The organism is Undibacterium sp. Ji50W, from assembly GCF_049340445.1.
In the GTDB taxonomy this organism is placed as follows: Bacteria; Pseudomonadota; Gammaproteobacteria; order Burkholderiales; family Burkholderiaceae_D; genus Undibacterium.
On the sequence record NZ_JBMPOX010000021.1, the window covers coordinates 92,525 to 113,950 of the forward strand.

Here is a 21,426-nt window from a genome sequence, read left to right on the forward strand (position 1 = left end):
AAAAGCTGAGAAAAGCAAGCTTGCATCACATTGTTTTTCTCTCTTTTGTTTTTCTCTGCGCCTCTGTGTCTCTGTGTCTCTGTGGTGAGTCTTTTGGTCTTGCTTAATTATTTATTTCTGCGAACGGAACGGGAACATCAGCTGTTTCACGAAACCGTCCGGCATATAGTCGCCCTGCACGCCATATTTTTCCGGAAAGCCCTTTTGCCCCTTGATCGCCGTACCAAACAAGTGATCGAGGAAGGCATAATGCGCGGCGTAATTTTTGTCGATGGCCACGTCATCCGATGAATGATGCCAGTGATGAAAATCCGGTGTCACGATCAGATATTTGACCGGCCCCCACGGCAGGTGCACATTGGCGTGATTGAACACTGCCTGAAAACCCACCACGATGATGTACCAGTCCATCACAGTCTTGTCGAACCCCAGTACGTACAGGGCACCGAGTACGCCCACCCGCGTGACAATCAGCTCAAGTATGTGTTGACGTGAACCAGCCAGCCAATCCATGGTCTTGGCAGAATGGTGGACTGCATGGAAGCGCCATAAGAATGGAATCTCATGATAGGCCCTGTGGGTCCAGTACTGCACCATATCCGCTGCCAGGATGCACAATAGCAATTGCGGGAAGAAATAAATCGACTGCACAAATGCGCGTACGCTGTCATGCGCCATCCAGCCAAACAGTTTATGGATGGCGAAATTGACGGTCAACAAAGCCAGGCCAACGATGAAATGATTGACGGCGAAATGCACCATATCGGTTTGCCATTCGCGCCTGAAAATCAACTGCCCCTTATATAGCGGGAAGATTTTTTCTATCGCCACAAAAATGATGGTGGAACCCAGCAGATCGAGGATAAACCAGTCCAGGCCTATGTAAGGCGTATGGTCCGGGAAATCGGCCACCGGCACATGCGAGCCACCCAGTGCCAGGCTGGCCAGCACCAGCATGCCGGCAATCCCATTCAAACCACGACGACGTTTGAACAAGACATTGAGCAGACTGATAACGCCGGACAACAACAAGGCAGCAAACAGGATATGGCGGATCAAATCGGGTGAATACTTTTGCCTGAGCTCCGGCGTGGTCAGGTATTGCGGAAAATGAAAGGCCAACACCCCAAGCAGGCACAGAAAAGCCAGCGTCAGTGCCAGTACGCCACTGGCCAGCCCGGTACCCGGCTCCAGCGGCCCGCTTTGATCCAGCAAATCCGTGGTTTCACTGACGGCATTGCTGACATTTCCCAGCACGGACTTTGCAGGCTCCACCAGTTTTTTTTCCAGAGTTTCAGGTTTCATGATAGCCGTGATGAAATTAATAACATGGGCCTATGATAATGGACTTGCCTGATCGCCCGTAAAAAAGATTGCTGCAATTTGTAAGGCAATCCCGCAGTATCCCTCTGGAAGCCAGCCATCAAGTTGGTAAAAAGTATGTCAAATACAGCTTATTTTTGCAACAAACTCATACTATGACTAATATGGTGTAATTCCTTGCTGCCGGAAAATAAACGGCACTTCAGCAGACTTTACTTTTTTTTGCTATATTAGTTCTACTTAGAACTAATTATCTCTTTCATCAGAGGAGCTCCTATGCCGGTAACGCAAAAATATTCCAATGTCAGCATTCTGTTGCACTGGCTCATCGCACTATTGATTGTTGCTGCTTTTGCACTTGGCACCGTCATGACCGACATGAAGTTCAGCCCGACCAAATTGCAATATTATTCTTACCATAAATGGCTGGGCGTAACGGTGCTGGCACTGGTTGCCATTCGCCTGCTGGGCCGTCTGTTTGGCAAAGCGCCACCTTACCCGGCCAATATGGGCAAATTGCAGGCGCAGGCGGCCAATGCTACCCATATCCTGCTGTATATCCTGATGTTTGCCGTGCCCCTGTCCGGTTATTTTTATACGCTGGCTTCCGGCTACCCTGTAGTGTACCTAGGTCTGTTTCAATTACCGGTACTGATGGGACCGAACCCGGAACTGAAAGAGACGCTGAAAGAGCTTCACGAAACTTTGAACTATGTAATGCTGGCACTGGTCTTGTTGCATGTAGCCGCTGCACTGAAACACCATTTCATCGACAAGGATGGCCTCTTGTATCGCATGCGTCCCGGTCATTAATTCACTTTTATCAGGAACACCTATGTCATCACACTCCATGAAGAAAATTTTGCTGTCCAGCGCAGTCGCACTGGCCATCATCACACCGGCCATGGCCGCCATCATGAAACTGGACAATGCCAAGAGCGCCGTCAGTATCGTTTTCAAGCAAATGAATGTGCCGGTCGATGCCAAGTTTAAAAAATTCACGGCCAATATCGACTATGACGCTGCCAAGCCGGAAGCATCCAAGGCAACGGTTGATATTGATGTCACCAGTTTTGATCTGGGCGATGCTGAATACAACAAGGAAGTCTTGAAAAAAGAATGGTTTAACGCAGCCCAGTTTTCCAAGGCCAGCTTCGTTTCCACTTCCATGAAGGCAGGTGCAGCCGGCAAACTGGATGTCGTCGGCAAGCTCAGCATCAAAGGTAAAACCATGGATGTCAGCTTCCCGCTGAGCGTCAAAAAAGAAGGCAATAATCAAGTATTTGACGGCAGCCTTCCTATCAAACGTCTCGCTTTCAGTATCGGCGAAGGCGAATGGAAAGATACAGGCATGGTTGCCGACGAAGTACAGATCAAGTTTCACGTAGTCACCACCCCGTAAGCCCCGACGTAACACCAAAAAGAGTACGTCACATTTTTTATATTTATTTTTCAGACCAGGAGTAACACATGAAAATCACCCAACTTATCGCCGCCGCTTTGCTGATCAGTGCAGCACCTGCTTTTGCACAGACTTACAATATCGAATCCAACCATACTTACCCAAGTTTTGAAGCTGACCACATGGGCATTTCCGTATGGCGTGGCAAGTTCACCAAAACAACAGGCAAGATCGTTCTTGATCGCGCAGCGAAAACCGGTACAGTGGATATCACCATCGATGCCAGCTCCATCGATTTCGGTCACGAAAAAATGAATGAACATGCCAAGTCCAAAGACTTGTTCAATGTTGCACAATTCCCGACAGCGACTTACAAAGGCACATCCATCAAGTTTGACGGTGATACCCCAGTTTCTGTCCAGGGTGAACTGACCTTGCTGGGCGTGACCAAGCCAGTCACACTGACCATCAACAAGTTCAAGTGCATCCAGCATCCGATGTTCAAGAAAGAAGCTTGCGGTGCTGACGCAACTGCTGAATTCAAACGTACTGACTTCGGTATGAATTTTGGCGTTCCACGTTTTGCACCTGAAGTAAAACTGGCGATCCAGGTAGAAGCGATCAAGGCTGATTAAGTTGTAAATTTGCTCTCTGGTTTGATCCGCCGAGGTGGATCAAACCTTCAACACTTCGATTTTTCTTATGGGTGAACGCTTCCTGCGCAGCATACGATTACTTTCCGAATGCATGCAATTATTTGAGCAATCCTCAACAAGGACGGTGCGCAAGCTCGGCTTTACGCATTCTCAATTCGATATTATTGCCACCCTGGGCAATACCCCTGGCATGACCTGCAAGGAACTGGGTGAAAAAACCCTGATCACCAAAGGCACCCTGACCGGTGTGCTTGACCGCCTGGAACAAAAAGGCCTGATACAACGTGACCGCAGCAACGATGACCGACGACAATTGTTTGTCAAACTGACGCCCTGTGGCGAAGCCACCTTCGACGATATTTTCCCCAAGGTAGTACAACGCGGCAAACTGCGTTTCACTACCTATACCGAAGCAGATTACCTGCAACTGGAAACTGCGCTAGGCAAGTTGAAGCAACATCTGCTCGACGACAGCCATTGAAGAAAGAATAAGCACTGCGGAACGTGTGCACACTGCTGCATGCTTCCCAACGCATTTCTTACCAAGCTAATCAGGAATTTGGATGGTCCCCCTCTACCCGCATGAAACAGTGCGGATAAAGGGATGTATGCGCGCAGATATCTGGGCCGCGTTGACCTGGCAGTATTGCCCATGTGGAGGGATTAATTCAGGTTGTCACCAACGATAGGGCCTTTACCGCTGAACCTGTCCAGTGTCAGATAAATTACTGGTGTAATGAACAGCGTGATCGCCTGCGAGAAGATCAGGCCACCCACTACCGCCAGGCCCAAAGGCTGGCGCAATTCGGCACCGGCCCCCAGACCCAATGCAATCGGCAAGGCACCAACCAGCGCGGCCAGTGTGGTCATCATGATGGGGCGGAAACGCTGGATACAAGCTTCACGTATCGCCTCGGGCGGTGTCATGTTGTGATGCCTTTGCACATCCAGCGCGAAGTCAATCATCATGATCGCATTTTTCTTGACGATACCTATCAGCAGCAAAATACCGATGGTTGCAATCAGCGTCAGGTCTTCACCAAACATCTGCAAGGTCAGCAAGGCACCCACAGCTGCCGACGGCAAACCAGCCAGGATGGTGATCGGATGTATATAGCTTTCATACAGCACACCCAACAAGACATAGATGACCAGCAAGGCTGCCACGATCAGTATCACCTGCCCGGATTGCGAATCCTTGAACACCGCAGCATCACCACCATAGGTGGTAATGATGGAAGCCGGCAACTTGATTTCTTCGCGATATTTGTCTATGCGATTGGTGGCATCACCCAAGGCCGTACCCGGTGCCAGATTGAACGACACGGTAACCGCTTGCAACTGGCCCACATGGTTGATGGCAGTCGGCCCGACGGTACGCTTGACCGTGGCCAGGCTGGATAAAGGAACCAGAGCGCCGGTATTGGCACGGACATAAATACCGTTGATGGCATCTTCATCCTTCTTGGCATCCGGTGCGACTTCCATGATGATCTGGTAGCTATCCACATTGGTGTACATGGTCGATACCTGACGCTCACCAAAAGCGCTGTACATGGCCGAACGTATGCTGTCCATGTTGACGCCCAAAGCATTGGCACGATCACGGTCGATATCGACACTGGCCTGCAAGCCTTTCAATTGCGAATCCGTGGTGACATCCTTGAACCCGGGATCAGTGCGCAATTTTTCCTGCAGCTTGATCGCCCAGTCGCTGAGTGAGCTGGCTTCCACACTTTGCAGGATGTACTGGTACTGGCTCTTGCTCGGGCGTCCACCCAGTTGCAAGTTTTGTGTGGGACGCAAAAACACGGTGATACCTGGCACTTCATTGAGCTTCTTGCGTAAGCTGTCCACCACATCCTTCATGGGCTTGCGCTCATCGCGCGGCTTCAGGTTAATAAACATGCGACCAGTATTTTGCGCACCGCCACCGCCGTTAAACGAGGTTGCCGTGGCTACATTCGGGTCATCGCGTATGATTTTGGCGACCCTGTCCTGCAACACCACCATGGCAGGGAAAGAGGTTTCTTCTGCTGCTTCGGTCGAGACGTTGATCTGGCCTATGTCTTCCTGCGGGAAAAAACCTTTGGGAATGATATTGAACAGATAAGCGGTCGCAGCAAACGTTCCCAGGGCAATCAACAATACGGCACCACGGTGACGCAAGGCCAGGTCCAGACCGCGGGTGTATGCGCGCAGGGATGAATTGAAGCTGTTTTCAAACACATGCAGCATGGCTGCCACGACTTTGGGTGGTTCTTTCAGCTCATGTTCGCTTTTCAGGAAACGGCTGGCCAGCATGGGTACCAGCGTGAGCGAGACAAAGGCTGAAGCGGCAATCGCCAGGGTAACAATGACGGCAAACTCATGGAACAGCTGGCCGATCACACCAGGCATGAAGAAAATCGGGATAAACACCGCCACCAGCGAAGTGGAAATGGAGATGATGGTAAACCCGACTTCACGCGAGCCCTGCAATGCCGCCTTGAATGGCGGTTCGCCATTTTCAACGTGACGCATGATGTTTTCCAGCATCACGATCGCGTCATCCACCACCAGCCCGACGGCCAGCGTCAACCCCAGCAGTGATACGTTGTCCAGCGTATAGCCAAAGCCCCATAACAGGCTGATGGCACCCACCAGTGACACCGGCAGCGACAAGGTAGGAATGATGGTTGCGACCATGCGACGCAAGAACAGGAAGATCACAATCACTACCAGGAAAATCGTCAGCAGCAAGGTCAGGTTAACGTCATGTAAGGCATCGCGGATGGAGATCGAGCGGTCATTCACCAGGTTCATCTTGACCGACGCCGGAAGCTGCGCCTTGAAGCCTGGCAAAGCTGCCTTGATGGAATCCACCACCTTGACGGTATTCGCATCGGTCTGTCTTTGAATCGCCAGCGTGATCGAACTTTCGCCATTGAAATTGGCGGCGGTTTTCACCTGTTCATAACTGTCTTCCACCTGGGCGACTTCACGCAGGCGCACTACCTGGCCACCCTTGTTGCTGACCACCAGATCGGCAAATTCCGCAGCGCTTTGCAGTTGCTTATTGGCCAGCAGCGTCAGGGTCTGCTTGTCACCGTCCAGTGTACCGACCGGTGTATTTGCATTCGACGTCTTGATCGACGCCGACAGTTCATCCAGTGTCAGATTGCGTGCTGCCAGCGCGTCCGGCATCACACGTATGCGCACGGCATACCGCTTGATACCAAAAATATTTACCTGCGCCACCCCTTCCAGCGTCGAAAGGCTGGGGGAAATCAGGTGTTCTGCATAACTGGTCAGTTCAGACAGGCTGAGTGAAGGTGAGGTCAGGGCAATGATCAACACTGGCGCATCGGCCGGGTTCACCTTGCGATACGACGGTGGCGATGTCATATCTACCGGCAGGGAACGGGACGCCCGCAGCAGGGCCGCCTGCACGTCCACCGCAGCCGCATCAACATTGCGGTTCTGGTCAAATTCCAGGGTCAGCGAGGTCGAACCCAGGGTATTACTGGAACTGATGATGGACAGGCCGGGAATGGTCGCAAACTGCTTTTCCAGCGGCAGCGCCACCGACGTCGCCATGGTTTCCGGACTGGCACCAGGCAAGTTGGCATTGACGCTGATCACCGGCGTGTTATAGCTAGGTAAAGCCGCAATCGGAATGTAACGATATGCCAGCACACCTGCCACTACAATCGACAGGTTCAGCAATATCGTCATGACCGGACGACGTATGAACAGCTCGGACAGATTCATGATGCACTCGCTGCGGAAGCCGGTGTCACTGATATCGCTGATGTAACAGATGCTTTGGCCGAGGCACCTGCCTTGGTAGGCTTGCCGCCCTTGCCGGAGCCATCTTCTTTGTCATCATCCTTGCCATCGCCATTGCGTTCCTTGATGGTGCCACCAGGGCGCAGATTCTGTTTGCCATCCAGCACCACTTTGGCACCGGCCTCTATCCCGGTTACCACTGCATCATCGCCAAAACTGTTGGTCACAATGACAGGTTTCACGATGGCCTTGTTTTCGGCATCTACCACATACACGGATTTGCCATTGGCACCAATGACGATCGCATCTTGCGGCACCACGACGGCATCTTTCAAGGTCTGTACGCTCAATTCCAGATTCACGAAAGCACCCGGCCACAGCTTCATTTCCTTGTTATCAAATACTGCCTTGACCTTGATGGTGCCAGAGGCTGCGTCAACCGCGTTGTCGACAAACTGCAACTTGCCTTTGAACCTGGCATTGTTATCCGGCAGGCTGGCCAGGACAACACTGTCAGCGCGTCGCATGCTTTCCAGTGCATCTGGCAGATTACGCTGTGGCAAGGGAAAAGTGATCGCTACCGGATCCATTTGGGTAATCGTCACCAGTGCTGTTGCGGTCGCGCTTGGCTGCACCAGCGAACCGGGGAACACACTGATGATGCCGGTACGGCCAGCAGACGGGGCTACGATGCGGTTGTAACTGAGGGCAACGCGGGTGGCCGTAACTGCCGCCTTGTCAGAAGCCACAACGGCTTGTTGCGTATCGACCAGAGTCTGGCTGGCATCCACTGCGCTTTGTGCAACAAATTTCTTCGTTACCAGGTCTTTGCTACGTGCCAACTGACGTTGATTGTCGGCCAGTGTCGCCAGATCCTTGTCCAGCTGCGCCTGGGCCTTGGCCAGGTTCACTTCATCCGCACGACTATCCAGCGTGAACAACACGTCACCGGCACGAACAAACTGCCCTTCCTTGATATGCACCTTGGCAATGGTACTGGTAACTTGCGGACGTATATCTACTGTATTGATTGCCGACACAACACCGTTGGCAGTCAGGCGTACCGGGTAATCACGTTTTTGTGCAATCACGGTAGATACTGTCACTGGACGATTTTGCCCACCACCGTTCGCATTGCCAACTTTGCCGGACGCCGTATTTTCAGCATTTGCCGCGGCAGAAGATTTCCATACCTTGTAAGAGACACCAGAAGCTGCCGCTATTGCCGCGACGATGATCAGGGTTTTGAATTTACTCATATTATTTTTATCCAGTGCAGGGACGCCAAGAAGTTATTGCAAAATCAGGCTGACAAACTGCCTCCATGCCAAATTGACTGCCGCGTAAGCACAAGCGGTCTGAGCATTTTTACCACTTGCCATGCTGATGGCGGTGAGAGAAAGACATTTTAAATTGCAATTGCTTCTAAGACTCAAATCAACATCAAAAGTTCAGAACCGAAATGCTAGCAAAGAAAAAGCCAGCACACAGGCTGGCTCTCATTTTAGATACCTTCCGTTACATGGAAGCGACAGAGCTGCTGCGTTTCAAACAACTGCGCCATCCGTATCATCTTTTTCTTTGACCGGCTTGATCAGGTCTTCCCGTTTCACACCCAGCCACATCGCAATCGCAGCGGCCACAAACACAGAAGAATAAATACCGAAGCAAATACCTATCGTCAGTGCAACTGCAAAATAGTGCAGTGTCGGGCCGCCAATCAGCAGCATCGACAATACCATCATCTGGGTACAGCCATGCGTGATGATGGTACGGGAAATGGTACTGGTGATGGCATTGTCTATCACTTCAGTTACCGACATCTTGCGCTGCTTGCGGAAATTTTCACGGATACGGTCAAAAATAACCACCGATTCATTCACAGAATAACCCAGCACCGCCAGTACCGCCGCCAGCACCGATAAATTGAATTCCCATTCGAAAAAGGCAAAGAAACCAAGAATGATAATCACGTCATGCAAGTTGGCGACGATAGCCGCTACTGCAAATTTCCATTCAAAGCGTATGGCCAGGTAGATCATCACACCCAGCACCACAAACAGCAAAGCCATCAAACCGTCATGTGCCAGTTCGTCACCGACCTGGGCACCGACCAGTTCTACCCTTTGCAATTTCACCGGTTCATTCTTGGCAGCATCCTGGCACACCATTTTTTCAGAGCTTGCGCCACTTTCAGCACTGCTCGTCACTTTGGTCAGGCTGCCGCTTTCCATTTTGCACAATGCTTCAAACACCACGTCAGAGACAGGGGCTTTGGCATCTTTCTTGGTTTCCGGCAAACGGATCACCACGTCTTGTGCCTTACCGAAAGTCTGTACCGGCGAATCATCAAAACCCAGATGTTCCACCAATTTACGAATGCCATCAACGTTCGCCGCTTTCGGGTAAGTCACTTCCATGACCGTACCACCGGTAAATTCAACCGAGAAATGCAAGCTCTTGTGTACCAGGAAAAACACGGCAGCCACAAAGGTCAGTGCAGAGATGACATTGAATATCAGCGCGTGGCGCATGAAAGGAATGTCTTTTTTAATGCGGAATAATTCCATGATGTAGTCCTGTATTCTTGTTTGGCTGCGCGCTTATTTCACAGCATCTTGTTTTGGCTTCCAGATCTGGCCAATAGAAATGGACGACAGTTTCTTCTGCTTGCCGTACCACAGGTTAACCACACCACGCGATACAAACACGGAAGAGAAAATGGAAGTAACAATACCCAGGCAATGCACGACAGCGAAGCCGCGAATTGCGCCGGAACCAAACACCAGCAATGCCAGACCTACGATCAGCGTCGTCACGTTGGAATCCAGAATGGTCGCCCAGGCATGACCAAAACCTTCTTCTATGGCTTTCTGCGGTGTTTTGCCAGCCCGTAGTTCTTCCCGTATCCGCTCATTGATCAGCACGTTGGCATCAATCGCCATGCCCAGTGCCAGCGCGATCGCAGCAATACCCGGCAATGTCAGCGTCGCCTGCAAGCGGGACAGCAAGGCCACCAGCAATAACAGGTTGACCGACAAGGCCAGCACGCTGAAGAAGCCGAACATCATGTAATACGCCATCATGAAAATCGCAATCGCGGCAAAACCATACAACGTGGAATTGCGGCCCTGCTTGATGTTTTCCACACCCAGTTGCGGGCCTATGGTGCGTTCTTCGATGATTTCCATCGGAGCCGCCAGCGAACCGGCGCGCAGCAACAGTGCCAGGTCACCGGCAGCAGCGGTGGAACCCATGCCGGTAATGATGAAACTGTTACGCAATTCATCATTGATGGTTGGCGCGATCAGGACTTCACCCTTGCCTTTTTCAAACAAGACTATCGCCATACGTTTGCCGATACGGGTGCTGGTAGCCTGAGCCATCTTGCGACCACCATCGCCATTCAGGTCAACACTGACTGCTGGTTGCTGATGCTGGTCGAAACTGCCTGTCGCGTTGGTAATGTCGTCACCTGTGATGACCGGGTCCTTGGTCAGGATCAGGTTTTCGCCACGATTGGATTTGAACATTTCAGAACCAAATGGCACTGCCGTATTGGCGTCAACCGGGCCAATCACGCTGTCGTCCAGCAAACGTACTTCCAGCGTCGCCAAACGATTGATGATGCTCTTGGCACGCGCCACGTCCTGCACACCTGGCAATTGCACAACAATACGGTCAGCGCCCTGCTGCTGAATAATCGGTTCTGCCACACCCAGCTCATTCACACGCTTGGACAAGGCAGTAATATTTTGCTTGATGCCTTCGGCTACCACATCTTTGAGTGCCTTGGCCTTCAGGCTGACCTGAAGATTGAATTCACTGGTATCCGTACTTGCCACGTCCAGCAAATCCACATCGTTCATGCGGCTGACCAGTACCGTCTTGGCTTTTTCACGCGTCTCTACATCACGGAACCTGATCTTGATCTGATCGCCTTCACGACTGATACCGGCGTGACGCACATCCTTGTCGCGCAAGGTGACGCGGGTGCTGGACAGCAAGCCCTGAAGGCGTTTGTTCAATACTGCCTTGGTATCCACCTGCATGAGGAAATGCACACCACCGCGCAAATCCAGACCCAGGTACATAGGCAGGGCATTCAGGCTTTGCAACCAGTTTGGGGTATTCGACAAGAGATTGAATGCCAGCGTATAGGACTGATCGGTCGGATCAATATTCAGTTCTTTTTCCAGCAAGGCTTTGGCTTTGAACTGGGTATCCGTGTCTTCGAAACGCACCCGTATCGTGCCTTGCACGCCGTTGTTTTCGTATACCAGACCCTTGTTTTTCAAACCGCCTTTGGTCAGAGCCTGCTCTACGACAGGCATCATGCTGGAGTCAATTTTAAGCGTGGCCTTGGCGCTGCTGATCTGTACCGCGGGCGATTCGCCAAAGAAGTTCGGGGCTGTATACAGCGCACCCAACACCAGCGCGACCAGAATCAGTAGGTACTTCCAGAGTGGATAGCGATTCATAATGGGAAAAATAATTGGAAGCTAAAAAGCACAACGCAGCCCGGAGTAGTAGGACTGCGTTGCCTGTGTTCGCTAATTAAAGCGTTTTAATCGTGCCCTTGGGTAGCAACATCGTAATGGCTACTTTTTGAACCACGATTTCTGTATCTTCAGCCACCTCTATGGTGACATACGCATCAGTGACCTTGGTCACTTTGCCCAAAACGCCGCCGGAAGTGATGACTTCATCATTCTTGGCCAGCGCATCCATCATGGAACGCTGTTCTTTCTGACGTTTCATCTGTGGACGTATCATCAGGAAATACAGCACCACAAACATCAGAATAATCGGCAGGAAACTCATCAGGCCACCGTCAAGAGCGGTACCAGCAGATTGCGCGTAAGCGTTGGAAATAAACACGTTCAGACTCCTGTCATTTTAATAATACTTAACCCGTTTTGCGACACAAAGGTGAATACAATTTGTTGCAATTATTGGTATATAGCGCCAAAAGCTTAATTTTCAATTAGCAAAGCTCTGTATTTTAGCACTGCACGAAGCAATTGCTTTCAATTGTCAGCATATACGGGATGATTCATTGCCAGGGAAGGAGAAAAGCAGCTTGTCGCCTTAATAAATTGCTATTAAGACTACCAATTGATGCGGGCAACGTTGTAGCGTTGCCCTTTTGATCATTACCGTTGAAAGGCTTTGCCGTTTACTGTCAGCTTGCCCTGCGACCATTCGAGCTTGGCATTGAGTAGCTTGCCGTTGCGATTAATATAACCCTGTTCGACAAAACTGGCGATTTGCTGATTCATGGCGTCCAGCGCGGCCTTCTGCATTTCCGGGTCTTTTTGCGAGGCACCACCCAGCTTGCTGACCAGAACATCCGTCAGGGTAATATTCAGATTACCCTGCACCTTGGGGTACAGGGCCATGATATTGCTGATGTCGGTGACATTGGCGTCCACCAGTTTCATCCCGCCTGTCAGTTTTGCCTCACCATCGCTGGTGACGATGCTGATACGTTCCAGGACCAGTTCCGGCTGGCCATTGATGATGGTCGGCCCCACCTGCTCCCATACAGCTTTCAGGGCAGCCATTTTTTCTGGATCGGCGGTGGCACCGGAATAGGCGGCAGAAATCTGCGCAATGGAAGGAGCATGCAGGTGCTTCACACCATAGTCGTAATGGAAATTGCTGAATTCAAGCTGATCAAACATGAACTTGCTGACGCCCAGCCTGGCAAACACAGACAAGAAATCGTCTTTGATGCTGGCATCGGTGTTCAGGCTTAACTGCTGCATGGAAAAACTTTTTTTCGGATCTGCCTTGTCGCTGAAACTGATACCAGCCAGTATCGTCTCGGATTTGCCTACATATAAAGGACCAGTGGGATAAGCCTTGCTGGCATCCCCCTTAATGCTGATCGCGCCCATCTTGAATGACTGGCCTTCCAGGCTATCCACCGTCAAACCGGGTGCATTCAGGCTGACACGGAAATTTTTATACTCCTTGTCAAAATCCACCTCCATATTCAAACCCTGCCAGGCCAGCTTGTCGCGATCCCGGTCCGTAACGGTAGAGAAAGCCGGGCTGGACAAAGATACATGTCCAGCACCGCCATAGGTCAGGGTGGAATTGATTTGCAAAGGATCAGCATTACCAAATATTTTTTCCAGTTGTGTCTTGCTGGCCGGGTCCAGCACCAGCTCGGTCTTGATGGAGGCCGCACCGAAGCTGCGCAAACCGGGGAAAGGGCCATGCTGGATACGGCTGACAAAACGCAGTTGTATCACTGGTAGCTGTTCACCCCTGGCAGCCTGGGCAATCTGTGCTGCCTGCGCTGCCGGGTCAGCACCAGTATTATCCCCTCCTGCACCTGGCGGGGCAGCTGGACCTGGTTTGGAAATACTGGCCAGGTTAAGTTCCAGGGTGACATCTTCGACAGAAGAAAACACGCCCCGTTGATAATCCTGCTTCACCAGTTTGATGAAAGGCGTCTGCGCGGGCTGGTCTTTCGACGTCATGAATCTGGCAGCCACACGTTTCCCTGTGTACCAGGATGCGGCAGGATAGGCCCCAGCCAATACCGCCACCAATACCATCCAGCGTGCACTAATTTTCACAGACTTCCCCCCTAGCGGCTAAAACGCCTATCATGAATAAGAACCTGTTTACGATCTTACTGCGCGAGCGTGATCGGGGCTCATGTGCTGCTCAAAATGCTCATGTACTACAGTACATTCCGCTTTTTGCGCTGCTCTTCTCCCCGCTGACGCTCGCTCGCTACAGATCGTAAACACGTTCTAAGAGCGGAAAGTGTAACAAGCTTCATTTCGCTTGTCATTGTTACACACTCAAATACATGTATTGCTCTGCGCCAAAACCACACTTATGCATGCTTTATGAGGCGCTTCTTATCGTCGCCAATGCCAGTTCAGAGCTGTTCAGGGCGCCTTCGACAAAACCCTGGTAATCGGAATAAGCCTCACCAACGATATGGATATTCTTGGCGCCACTGCCAAAGTCAAAGGCCTTGAACACATCCATGACTTTCCATGAGCGTACTCCAGGTTGCCAGCCATGGTTGGCGGCGCCGTACGGTGCCCTTGCCCAGTCGCGAATACCATAGGTGACAATCGAATTCTTGATATGTGTGCGGGTCTCTTCCAGCGATTTTTCTTCGAACATGTGCTGGGCCTGGTCCGTCAGTTTCAAGCCTGAACGCTTGATATCAACCAGGCGCTTCACGTCACGTGCCACAAAGAGCGAAAAGGCATCGACGATTTTGACGTTCTGGTCAATTTCGGCCCGGTCATGGCGCTCGGACTCCATCACATAATGCTTCCAGAATTCTGTCGACGGACGGTCCATGTACAGCAAGACCATGCCATGGCCGTCCTTGTCCTTGCCTTGCGGACGGCGGAAGTAATGAATCTCGCGGGTAGGCAGGCAGCTTGCATATTGTTGCGGCCTTTGGGAATAATCCCACCACGGTGAATCTGTTACGAAGAACAGTTTCAACATCGGGAAGCCATTCACCGCATCGAGTTGCGAAGCCACATGTTCGGGCAGGCAGGATGCCAGTTTCACCAGCGGCATTCTTGGCAATGCCAGAATCAGTCTGTCGGTCTGCAACTGTATATTGCCGCTTTTGGTACGTACTTCCAGTTCCAGCAGGGGCTGGCCCATGGCAACCTGCCTGAAGCTGGTCAGCATATGGCCGCCAGCCAAAGTGACATTGCTGAGGCTACGCAATTTCGCCATCAGGCTTTCTGTCAGTTTGGCCGTACCGCCATCGACACTGGCCAACTGCTGGCCGACCGTCTTCAACGCGCGTAGCCACCAGATAATCCATTCGATGGCATTCAGGTTTTCCGGAATCATGTGATAGAAGGTCCCGGTATCTCTGAGCTTGGTTAACGCCAGGTGACTGAGCACGCCTTCAGCGGACAATGCATTCCAGAAGCCCATGCTCCACAGCGGCTGGCCATTGAGTTGCGCATGTTTGCGCATGCGCTGGTAATCGGCTTCGGTCAGATTATCTATCCATGCCTGGTCTTGCGGGTCTTGCCCCATCACCAGCATGATGCCGCGTTTCAGCAATTGCAGGGAATTGAGGCCCATTTCTTCCACCGGCAAGTCATAGGTGGGCGCATTCACTTCTTCACCTTCAGGGCCACTGAACTCGGTCAATCTGACGCCAAGGTCACGGCACAGTTTATCGAAGCGTGGCTGCAAGGTGGGCTCGAATCGCATCGGTCCCCATTCGGCAATGAAACCATCGAGGTCTTCGGTTTCTATGCGCCCACCCCAACGATCTGACGATGCCTCCAGCACCACCACTTTTTGCCCGGCCTGAGCCAGGCGCCAGGCGCAATACAAACCGGAAATGCCGCCGCCGGCAATAATGACGGGGTGATAATTCATAGAAAACCTCTTTATTTTTTACGTGGCCTTCGCACGCTTATATGTAGAAAATCCATTTCATCGATAATGGTGAAATGGATTCTGGTGTTGAGCCCAACTTGATCAGTGAAGGAAACGGTCGCTTAAAGAATTAAAACCCGTTACGTCTCGCTGCTGCTGCACGCGCACCTTCTTCACGCTGCAATCTTTCTTCCTCGTCCGCAATTCGTTTTGCACGCAAGGCGGCTTTTTCTTCATCGGCTTTTTTCTTGGCCGCATCCTCTTCTTCCTTACGCAATCTGCTCTGATATCTCTCATTAAATTCATCACTCTTTTTCTTCCAGTCTGCGTGCTGCTTGTTTGCCTCAGCCGCTGAAGGAGTGTCTTCTTTATTAATGATGACTTCCGTCGCACTTTTCGCGCTTTTGTCACAGGGTTTGTCCATATAACTGGTTCTGCCATCTGCTGACACACATTTGTAGACTTCGCGCCCCTGTGCGAATGTCGCAAAACACAGGGAAAGCGTGAAAATAGCGAATTGATTGCATTTCATAGTGACTCCATGAATTGAACGACATTCCCTGACATGTGGCAATTATGCAGATTGGCATTACGATTGGCATTACATATGGCGCAACTTATTCTGTCTGCAATGCATGCGCCGTGTCAAACACCACGCGCCCGGTCAACATGGAATTGTGCGACAAACTCGGGAAAGCGTTCATCATCCAGTGCCTTGCGGATATTTTTCATCAAATCCAGGTAGTAATGCAGATTGTGGATGGTGTTCAGGCGTGCACCCAAAATTTCGCCGGTGCGATGCAGGTGATGCAGGTAGGCGCGCGAGAAATTCTTGCAGGCGTAGCATTCACAAGTCGCATCCAGCGGTTCTTTTTCTTCCTTGTAGCGCGCATTCTTGATCTTGATGTCGCCAAAGCGGGTGAAGATCCAGCCATTGCGTGCATTACGGGTAGGCATGACGCAATCAAACATGTCTATGCCATTGGCCACACCCGCCACCAGGTCTTCTGGCGTACCGACGCCCATCAGGTAATGCGGCTTGTTTTCTGGCAGTTTGGGGCCGACATGTGCCAGCACGCGCATCATGTCTTCTTTCGGTTCACCGACAGACAGGCCACCGATGGCAATGCCGTGGAAATTGAGTTCATTCAAACCCGCCAGTGATTCATCACGCAGATGCTCAAACATGCCACCCTGAACGATGCCGAACAAGGCATTCGGGTTTTCACCCTGTTTGAATTCATCGATGGAACGCTTGGCCCAGCGCAAGGACATGCGCATGGATTTGCCGGCTTCTTCTGTGGTCGCTGGTCGGCCATCGATTTCGTAAGGTGTGCATTCATCAAACTGCATGACGATGTCAGAATTCAGGGCGCGCTGGATTTGCATGGAAATCTCTGGCGACAAAAACAAACGCTCGCCGCTGATAGGTGACGAAAACTTGACCCCTTCTTCGGTGATCTTGCGCATTGCTCCCAATGAGAATACCTGGAAACCACCGGAATCGGTAAGGATAGGCTTATCCCAACCCATGAAACCATGCAGGCCACCAAACTTGTTGATCACATCCATGCCCGGGCGCAGCCACAGATGGAAGGTGTTGCCCAGGATGATGTGGGCATCAATCTCTTTCAATTCCAGCGGCGACATGGCCTTGACCGAACCATAGGTACCAACCGGCATGAAGATAGGCGTTTCGATTTCACCATGGTTGACTTTGACACGGCCGCGACGGGCAGCGGTGGTTTTATCTTTTTTGATCAGTGTAAATTCAAGCATGGTCTTCCCCGGAGGAATTGGTCAACAGCATGGCGTCGCCATAGCTGAAAAAACGGTATTGATGGGCAATCGCATGCGCATAGGCAGCGCGGACGCGATCATAACCGGCAAATGCCGATACCAGCATCATCAACGTGGATTTTGGTAAGTGGAAATTAGTGATAAGCCGGTCCACGGTTTTAAATACATAACCCGGCGTGATGAACAAACGGGTGTCATCGCTGCCTGCCCGCAAGGCACCGCTTTGCGAAGCTGATTCCAGTGCACGCATGCTGGTGGTGCCGACAGCAACCACTTTGCCACCTGCGGCTTTGGTGGCTTGCACGGCACTGACGGTGTCATCTGGCACGGTATACCATTCGCTGTGCATCTGGTGATCTGCCAGGTTTTCTGTGCGGACAGGCTGGAAAGTGCCCGCGCCCACATGCAGGGTCACATAGGCAAGCTTGATGCCTTTATCCTGACAACGCTGCAACAGCGCCTGATCAAAATGCAGGCCAGCCGTAGGCGCAGCGACTGCGCCCGGTACGCGGTTATACACGGTCTGGTAGCGCTGTTCGTCAAAGTCATCGGCATCATGCTCAATATACGGCGGCAAAGGCAGGCGGCCATAGGTTTCCAGCAAAGTGAAGATGTCAGATGGAAAATGCAGGGTAAAGAATTCACCCACACGCTCGCCAACAACGACATCAAAACTATCGGCCAAACGGATCTTGCTGCCCGGCAGCGGTGATTTGGATGCGCGCATTTGCGCCAGTACGCTGCGTTCCTGCTCATTGTTTGAGAGTACACGTTCGACCAACATCTGTATCTTGCCACCGGTTTCCTTGACGCCGAAAAAGCGCGCCTTCAGCACGCGGGTGTCATTGAATACCAGTAAATCACCGGCTGACAACTGGTCTATAACGTCGGCAAAATGCCGGTCTGTCAATTGATCACCGTCGACATGCAACAGGCGCGAGGCCGTGCGGTCGGGCAAGGGTGTTTGCGCGATCAGGGTATCGGGCAGGTCAAAATCGAAATCACTCAGGGAATAGCGCATGCAAGTATCAGACATCAGACAAAAATCAGGGTAAACCGCCAAAAGCCATAGAAAGCTGCTGCATACTGTATAAAATATCAGTAGAATATACAGTATCAGGTAAAAACTGTTCCAATTGACAATATTCTTTGACGACAATATCTTGCTTCATCATGAATCCAGACACTCTCGAACCAATACGGACACAGTTTTCCAGCTATCCTTACACAAAAAATAAGCTAACGGCAAAACCCACCATTTTACACCCCATGGCCGCTGAAGACCAAAGTGCAAAAACAAACGCTGACAATGCGCCTGCCGGCCTGCATGAGCCTGCTACAGCAGCATCGCCAATAGAAACCGAAAAAACCAGCACAAAAACAGCAGCAAAAAAATCCAAAACAACTGCCAACAAGGTGAATAACGGCAGTAGTGCCAGCAAAATCAGTGAAAAACTGGCTAAACTGGGCTTGCGTAAGGATATGGATTTTGTCCTGCACCTGCCCATGCGTTATGAAGATGAAACCGAAATCGTCAGCATGCGGGATGCCTCTTTCCGTGGGGGCAGCAGCGTACAGGTAGAAGGTATGGTCACTGAATGCGATATCCAGTACCGCCCACGACGCCAGTTAGTCGTCACCATCGCCGACGATACCGGACAAGTGGTACTGCGCTTCCTGAATTTTTACGGTAACCAGACCAAGCAGATGGCGGTTGGCATACGCATCCGCGCCAGGGGCGAATTGCGGCATGGCTTCTTTGGTGCAGAAATGGTGCACCCGCATTACAAGGTCGTCAATGAAGGCGCCCCCCTGCCTACGGCACTGACACCGGTCTACCCATCTGGCGAAGGGCTGCCGCAAGCCCTGCTGCGCAAGGCCATCGCCAATGCCATGACGCGTGTCAACTGGCGCGACACCCTGTCCCCTGCCCGGCTGAGCGCACTGGGCCTGCAAGATTTTGAAAGCAGCATACGCATCCTGCACAACCCGCCATCTGAGATTGACCAGTACAGCCTGATAGAACGCGAGCATCCCGCCTGGGAGCGCATGAAGTTCGATGAACTGCTGGCCCAGCAACTGTCACTCAAGCGCGCCCAGATCAGCCGTCGCAGCAAAGGTGCCAATGCCCTGCCGCTGGTCGGTGAACTTAGCAATGCATTCTTGCTGAACCTGCCATTCTCGCTCACCAAGGCACAAGAAAAAGTATTGGCCGAGATACGCGCCGATTTGCGCGAAGCCTTTCCCATGCAGCGCCTGTTGCAAGGCGACGTCGGCAGCGGCAAAACCATCGTTGCCGCCCTGGCAGCAGCACAAGCGATAGACAATGGCTTTCAGGCCGCCCTGATGGCCCCGACAGAAATCCTGGCAGAACAGCATTTCAGGAAAATTGCCGCATGGCTGGAACCACTGGGCGTCAAAACCGCCTGGCTGACCGGCAGCCTGAAGAAAAAAGAAAAAGACGCCGCCAATGTCCTCATCACCTCTGGCGAAGCACAACTGGTGATAGGCACCCACGCCCTGATACAGGACAGTGTGCAATTCAAAAAACTGGGCCTGGTCATCGTCGATGAACAACATCGCTTTGGCGTCAGCCAGCGCCTGAACCTGGCCAACAAGACTGAAGCCGGCAAGGTGCCGCATCAATTGATGATGTCAGCCACCCCCATCCCGCGCACCCTGGCCATGACGTATTATGCCGATCTGGAAGTGTCGGTAATCGATGAATTGCCGCCAGGCCGTACACCGATAGTCACCCGCGTGATAGACCAGAACCGCAGGGACGAAGTCATCGCCCGCGTGCAGGCGGCAGGCCAGGAAGGCAAACAAGTCTACTGGGTCTGCCCCCTGATAGAAGAATCCGAAACCCTGCAATTGCAAACCGCCACCGACACCCATGCCATGCTGGCAGAAGCCCTGCCAGAACTGCGCGTGGGCCTGGTGCATGGTCGGCTGAAACCGGCAGAAAAACAGGCCACGATGGAAGCCTTCATCCGCAATGAAAGCCAGGTACTGGTGGCCACGACGGTGATTGAAGTCGGCGTCGATGTACCGAACGCCAGCCTGATGGTGATAGAGCATGCTGAACGTTTTGGCCTGTCGCAATTGCATCAGTTGCGTGGCCGGGTAGGCCGTGGTGCCGCCGCCAGCGCCTGCCTGTTGCTGTATCAGGGTCCACTGGGCGGCACCGCCAAACAAAGACTGGCCACCATGCGCGAAAGCAATGATGGTTTTGAAATCGCCCGCAAGGATCTGGAATTGCGCGGACCTGGCGAGTTTCTCGGTGCACGCCAGTCTGGCGAAGCCATGTTACGCTTTGCCAATCTCGAAACCGACCAATGGCTGGTAGAAAAAGCCCGCAACCTGGCCGACGATTTGTTGAAGAACGACCCCGCCACCGTCATCGCCCACCTGGAACGCTGGCTCGGTTATAAAGAAGAATTTTTACGCGTTTAATACGGACAAACAGACATGCTCACCATCACCAACGTAGACCTGAACAACCCCACCCACGCAGCAGACCTGGTCCGCATGCTGAATATGTATGCACTAGACCCCATGGGCGGCAACGAAGCCTTGTCCGATTATGCCAAGGCCAACCTGATCAAAGAATTAAAGCAACGCAACACCGTGCGCGCCATCCTGGCTTACGTTGATGAACAAGCCGCCGGTTTCGCCATCTGCATAGAAGGCTTCTCCACCTTCGCCTGCAAATCCCTGCTGAACATCCATGACTTTGCCGTCCACCCCGACTTTCGTGGCCAAGGCGTGGCACAGCGCATGATGCAGCACCTGAGCACCTTGTCCGAACAACTGGGTTATTGCAAGATGACGCTGGAAGTATTGGAGGGGAATACGCGGGCGCAAAACCTGTATCGCTCTGAGGGCTTTGCGCCTTATGAGTTGAATCCGGAATTTGGTGGGGCGATTATTATGCAGAAGAAGATTATTGCTAGTGTAGTGCTTCGTTTTTCTTTGAACCAAGCTGGCGATTTGCGCGGATGACTTTCTGCAGAATGTCATTGGCCTTGGCGGTCCAGACAAAAGGTTTCGGATTTTGATTATGCACATTGATGT

The 21,426-nt window shown here is 51.9% G+C and carries 18 protein-coding genes and 1 pseudogene; 6 read left to right on the plus strand and 13 right to left on the minus strand.

All coding sequences use genetic code 11. From position 1 onward, the window contains the following. Positions 1 to 111: 111 nt before the first annotated feature. A complete protein-coding gene (locus ACO0K9_RS22760; RefSeq protein WP_422988713.1) occupies positions 112 to 1,305 on the minus strand; it encodes a sterol desaturase family protein in 1,194 nt (397 codons plus the stop codon). A gap of 294 nt (positions 1,306 to 1,599) precedes the next feature. On the opposite strand from ACO0K9_RS22760, the gene ACO0K9_RS22765 reads away from it, so the two are divergent. The 4 genes from ACO0K9_RS22765 (at position 1,600) to ACO0K9_RS22780 (ending at position 3,862) form a co-directional block, all read left to right on the plus strand. Further along, positions 1,600 to 2,136, plus strand: a complete 537-nt coding sequence (locus ACO0K9_RS22765; RefSeq protein WP_422988715.1) for a cytochrome b — start codon at positions 1,600 to 1,602, stop codon at positions 2,134 to 2,136. 37 nt (positions 2,137 to 2,173) lie between these two features. Further along, complete coding sequence (locus ACO0K9_RS22770) at positions 2,174 to 2,725, plus strand: YceI family protein (protein WP_422988745.1); 552 nt, start codon at positions 2,174 to 2,176, stop codon at positions 2,723 to 2,725. Between the two features lie 68 nt (positions 2,726 to 2,793). Beyond that, on the plus strand, positions 2,794 to 3,360 hold the full coding sequence (locus ACO0K9_RS22775; protein WP_422988717.1) for a YceI family protein: 567 nt from the start codon (positions 2,794 to 2,796) through the stop codon (positions 3,358 to 3,360). 67 nt (positions 3,361 to 3,427) lie between these two features. Next, positions 3,428 to 3,862 (plus strand): MarR family winged helix-turn-helix transcriptional regulator, encoded by a 435-nt coding sequence (locus ACO0K9_RS22780; protein ID WP_422988719.1) that lies wholly within the window; start codon positions 3,428 to 3,430, stop codon positions 3,860 to 3,862. 182 nt (positions 3,863 to 4,044) lie between these two features. Here ACO0K9_RS22780 and ACO0K9_RS22785 read toward each other — a convergent pair whose 3' ends face one another. From ACO0K9_RS22785 to ACO0K9_RS22835, 11 genes are all read right to left on the minus strand, one after another. Then, a complete protein-coding gene (locus ACO0K9_RS22785; protein ID WP_422988721.1) occupies positions 4,045 to 7,134 on the minus strand; it encodes an efflux RND transporter permease subunit in 3,090 nt (1,029 codons plus the stop codon). Beyond that, positions 7,131 to 8,411 (minus strand): efflux RND transporter periplasmic adaptor subunit, encoded by a 1,281-nt coding sequence (locus ACO0K9_RS22790; RefSeq protein WP_422988723.1) that lies wholly within the window; start codon positions 8,409 to 8,411, stop codon positions 7,131 to 7,133. Before ACO0K9_RS22790 ends, ACO0K9_RS22785 begins: the two co-directional genes overlap by 4 nt. A 288-nt stretch (positions 8,412 to 8,699) precedes the next feature. Then, the gene (gene secF / locus ACO0K9_RS22795; RefSeq protein ID WP_422988725.1) at positions 8,700 to 9,722 is read right to left on the minus strand and encodes a protein translocase subunit SecF; all 1,023 of its coding nucleotides are present in this window, start codon (positions 9,720 to 9,722) and stop codon (positions 8,700 to 8,702) included. Between the two features lie 33 nt (positions 9,723 to 9,755). Further along, entirely contained in the window at positions 9,756 to 11,633 is a 1,878-nt protein-coding gene (secD, locus tag ACO0K9_RS22800; RefSeq protein WP_422988727.1) for a protein translocase subunit SecD, read from the minus strand. 76 nt (positions 11,634 to 11,709) lie between these two features. Next, positions 11,710 to 11,976: a preprotein translocase subunit YajC gene (gene yajC / locus ACO0K9_RS22805; RefSeq protein ID WP_422988747.1), complete on the minus strand. Its 267-nt coding sequence runs from the start codon at positions 11,974 to 11,976 to the stop codon at positions 11,710 to 11,712. 332 nt (positions 11,977 to 12,308) lie between these two features. Continuing rightward, complete coding sequence (locus ACO0K9_RS22810) at positions 12,309 to 13,745, minus strand: YdgA family protein (protein ID WP_422988729.1); 1,437 nt, start codon at positions 13,743 to 13,745, stop codon at positions 12,309 to 12,311. Between the two features lie 277 nt (positions 13,746 to 14,022). Beyond that, on the minus strand, positions 14,023 to 15,549 hold the full coding sequence (locus tag ACO0K9_RS22815; protein WP_422988731.1) for a flavin monoamine oxidase family protein: 1,527 nt from the start codon (positions 15,547 to 15,549) through the stop codon (positions 14,023 to 14,025). A 130-nt stretch (positions 15,550 to 15,679) separates the two neighbouring features. Continuing rightward, positions 15,680 to 16,081, minus strand: coding sequence for a DUF4124 domain-containing protein (locus tag ACO0K9_RS22820; RefSeq protein ID WP_422988733.1), 402 nt, complete (start codon positions 16,079 to 16,081; stop codon positions 15,680 to 15,682). 113 nt (positions 16,082 to 16,194) lie between these two features. After that, entirely contained in the window at positions 16,195 to 17,328 is a 1,134-nt protein-coding gene (gene tgt, locus ACO0K9_RS22825; protein ID WP_422988735.1) for a tRNA guanosine(34) transglycosylase Tgt, read from the minus strand. Beyond that, complete coding sequence (gene queA / locus ACO0K9_RS22830) at positions 17,321 to 18,385, minus strand: tRNA preQ1(34) S-adenosylmethionine ribosyltransferase-isomerase QueA (protein ID WP_422988737.1); 1,065 nt, start codon at positions 18,383 to 18,385, stop codon at positions 17,321 to 17,323. Before queA ends, tgt begins: the two co-directional genes overlap by 8 nt. A gap of 10 nt (positions 18,386 to 18,395) precedes the next feature. Next, positions 18,396 to 18,521: a hypothetical protein gene (locus ACO0K9_RS22835; protein ID WP_422988739.1), complete on the minus strand. Its 126-nt coding sequence runs from the start codon at positions 18,519 to 18,521 to the stop codon at positions 18,396 to 18,398. 97 nt (positions 18,522 to 18,618) lie between these two features. On the opposite strand from ACO0K9_RS22835, the gene recG reads away from it, so the two are divergent. Together recG and ACO0K9_RS22845 are read left to right on the plus strand one after the other, a co-directional pair. Beyond that, complete coding sequence (gene recG / locus ACO0K9_RS22840; protein WP_422988749.1) at positions 18,619 to 20,805, plus strand: ATP-dependent DNA helicase RecG; 2,187 nt, start codon at positions 18,619 to 18,621, stop codon at positions 20,803 to 20,805. Positions 20,806 to 20,820: 15 nt separating this feature from the next. Further along, positions 20,821 to 21,354: a GNAT family N-acetyltransferase gene (locus tag ACO0K9_RS22845; RefSeq protein WP_422988741.1), complete on the plus strand. Its 534-nt coding sequence runs from the start codon at positions 20,821 to 20,823 to the stop codon at positions 21,352 to 21,354. Here the strand turns inward: ACO0K9_RS22845 and ACO0K9_RS22850 are convergent. Further along, positions 21,302 to 21,426, minus strand: a pseudogene (locus ACO0K9_RS22850) (IS630 family transposase); the annotation flags it as partial. The gene ACO0K9_RS22845 and the pseudogene ACO0K9_RS22850 overlap by 53 nt on opposite strands.

What these genes read in the sequence shown, in the direction of transcription:
- ACO0K9_RS22760 (WP_422988713.1), bottom strand. Translation starts at nt 1,305, where the DNA reads ATGAAACCTGAAACTCTGGAAAAAAAACTGGTGGAGCCTGCAAAGTCC.
- ACO0K9_RS22765 (WP_422988715.1), top strand. Translation starts at nt 1,600, where the DNA reads ATGCCGGTAACGCAAAAATATTCCAATGTCAGCATTCTGTTGCACTGG.
- ACO0K9_RS22770 (WP_422988745.1), top strand. Translation starts at nt 2,174, where the DNA reads ATGAAGAAAATTTTGCTGTCCAGCGCAGTCGCACTGGCCATCATCACA.
- ACO0K9_RS22775 (WP_422988717.1), top strand. Translation starts at nt 2,794, where the DNA reads ATGAAAATCACCCAACTTATCGCCGCCGCTTTGCTGATCAGTGCAGCA.
- ACO0K9_RS22780 (WP_422988719.1), top strand. Translation starts at nt 3,428, where the DNA reads ATGGGTGAACGCTTCCTGCGCAGCATACGATTACTTTCCGAATGCATG.
- ACO0K9_RS22785 (WP_422988721.1), bottom strand. Translation starts at nt 7,134, where the DNA reads ATGAATCTGTCCGAGCTGTTCATACGTCGTCCGGTCATGACGATATTG.
- ACO0K9_RS22790 (WP_422988723.1), bottom strand. Translation starts at nt 8,411, where the DNA reads ATGAGTAAATTCAAAACCCTGATCATCGTCGCGGCAATAGCGGCAGCT.
- secF (WP_422988725.1), bottom strand. Translation starts at nt 9,722, where the DNA reads ATGGAATTATTCCGCATTAAAAAAGACATTCCTTTCATGCGCCACGCG.
- secD (WP_422988727.1), bottom strand. Translation starts at nt 11,633, where the DNA reads ATGAATCGCTATCCACTCTGGAAGTACCTACTGATTCTGGTCGCGCTG.
- yajC (WP_422988747.1), bottom strand. Translation starts at nt 11,976, where the DNA reads ATGAGTTTCCTGCCGATTATTCTGATGTTTGTGGTGCTGTATTTCCTG.
- ACO0K9_RS22815 (WP_422988731.1), bottom strand. Translation starts at nt 15,549, where the DNA reads ATGAATTATCACCCCGTCATTATTGCCGGCGGCGGCATTTCCGGTTTG.
- ACO0K9_RS22820 (WP_422988733.1), bottom strand. Translation starts at nt 16,081, where the DNA reads ATGAAATGCAATCAATTCGCTATTTTCACGCTTTCCCTGTGTTTTGCG.
- tgt (WP_422988735.1), bottom strand. Translation starts at nt 17,328, where the DNA reads ATGCTTGAATTTACACTGATCAAAAAAGATAAAACCACCGCTGCCCGT.
- queA (WP_422988737.1), bottom strand. Translation starts at nt 18,385, where the DNA reads ATGTCTGATACTTGCATGCGCTATTCCCTGAGTGATTTCGATTTTGAC.
- ACO0K9_RS22835 (WP_422988739.1), bottom strand. Translation starts at nt 18,521, where the DNA reads ATGAAGCAAGATATTGTCGTCAAAGAATATTGTCAATTGGAACAGTTT.
- recG (WP_422988749.1), top strand. Translation starts at nt 18,619, where the DNA reads ATGGCCGCTGAAGACCAAAGTGCAAAAACAAACGCTGACAATGCGCCT.
- ACO0K9_RS22845 (WP_422988741.1), top strand. Translation starts at nt 20,821, where the DNA reads ATGCTCACCATCACCAACGTAGACCTGAACAACCCCACCCACGCAGCA.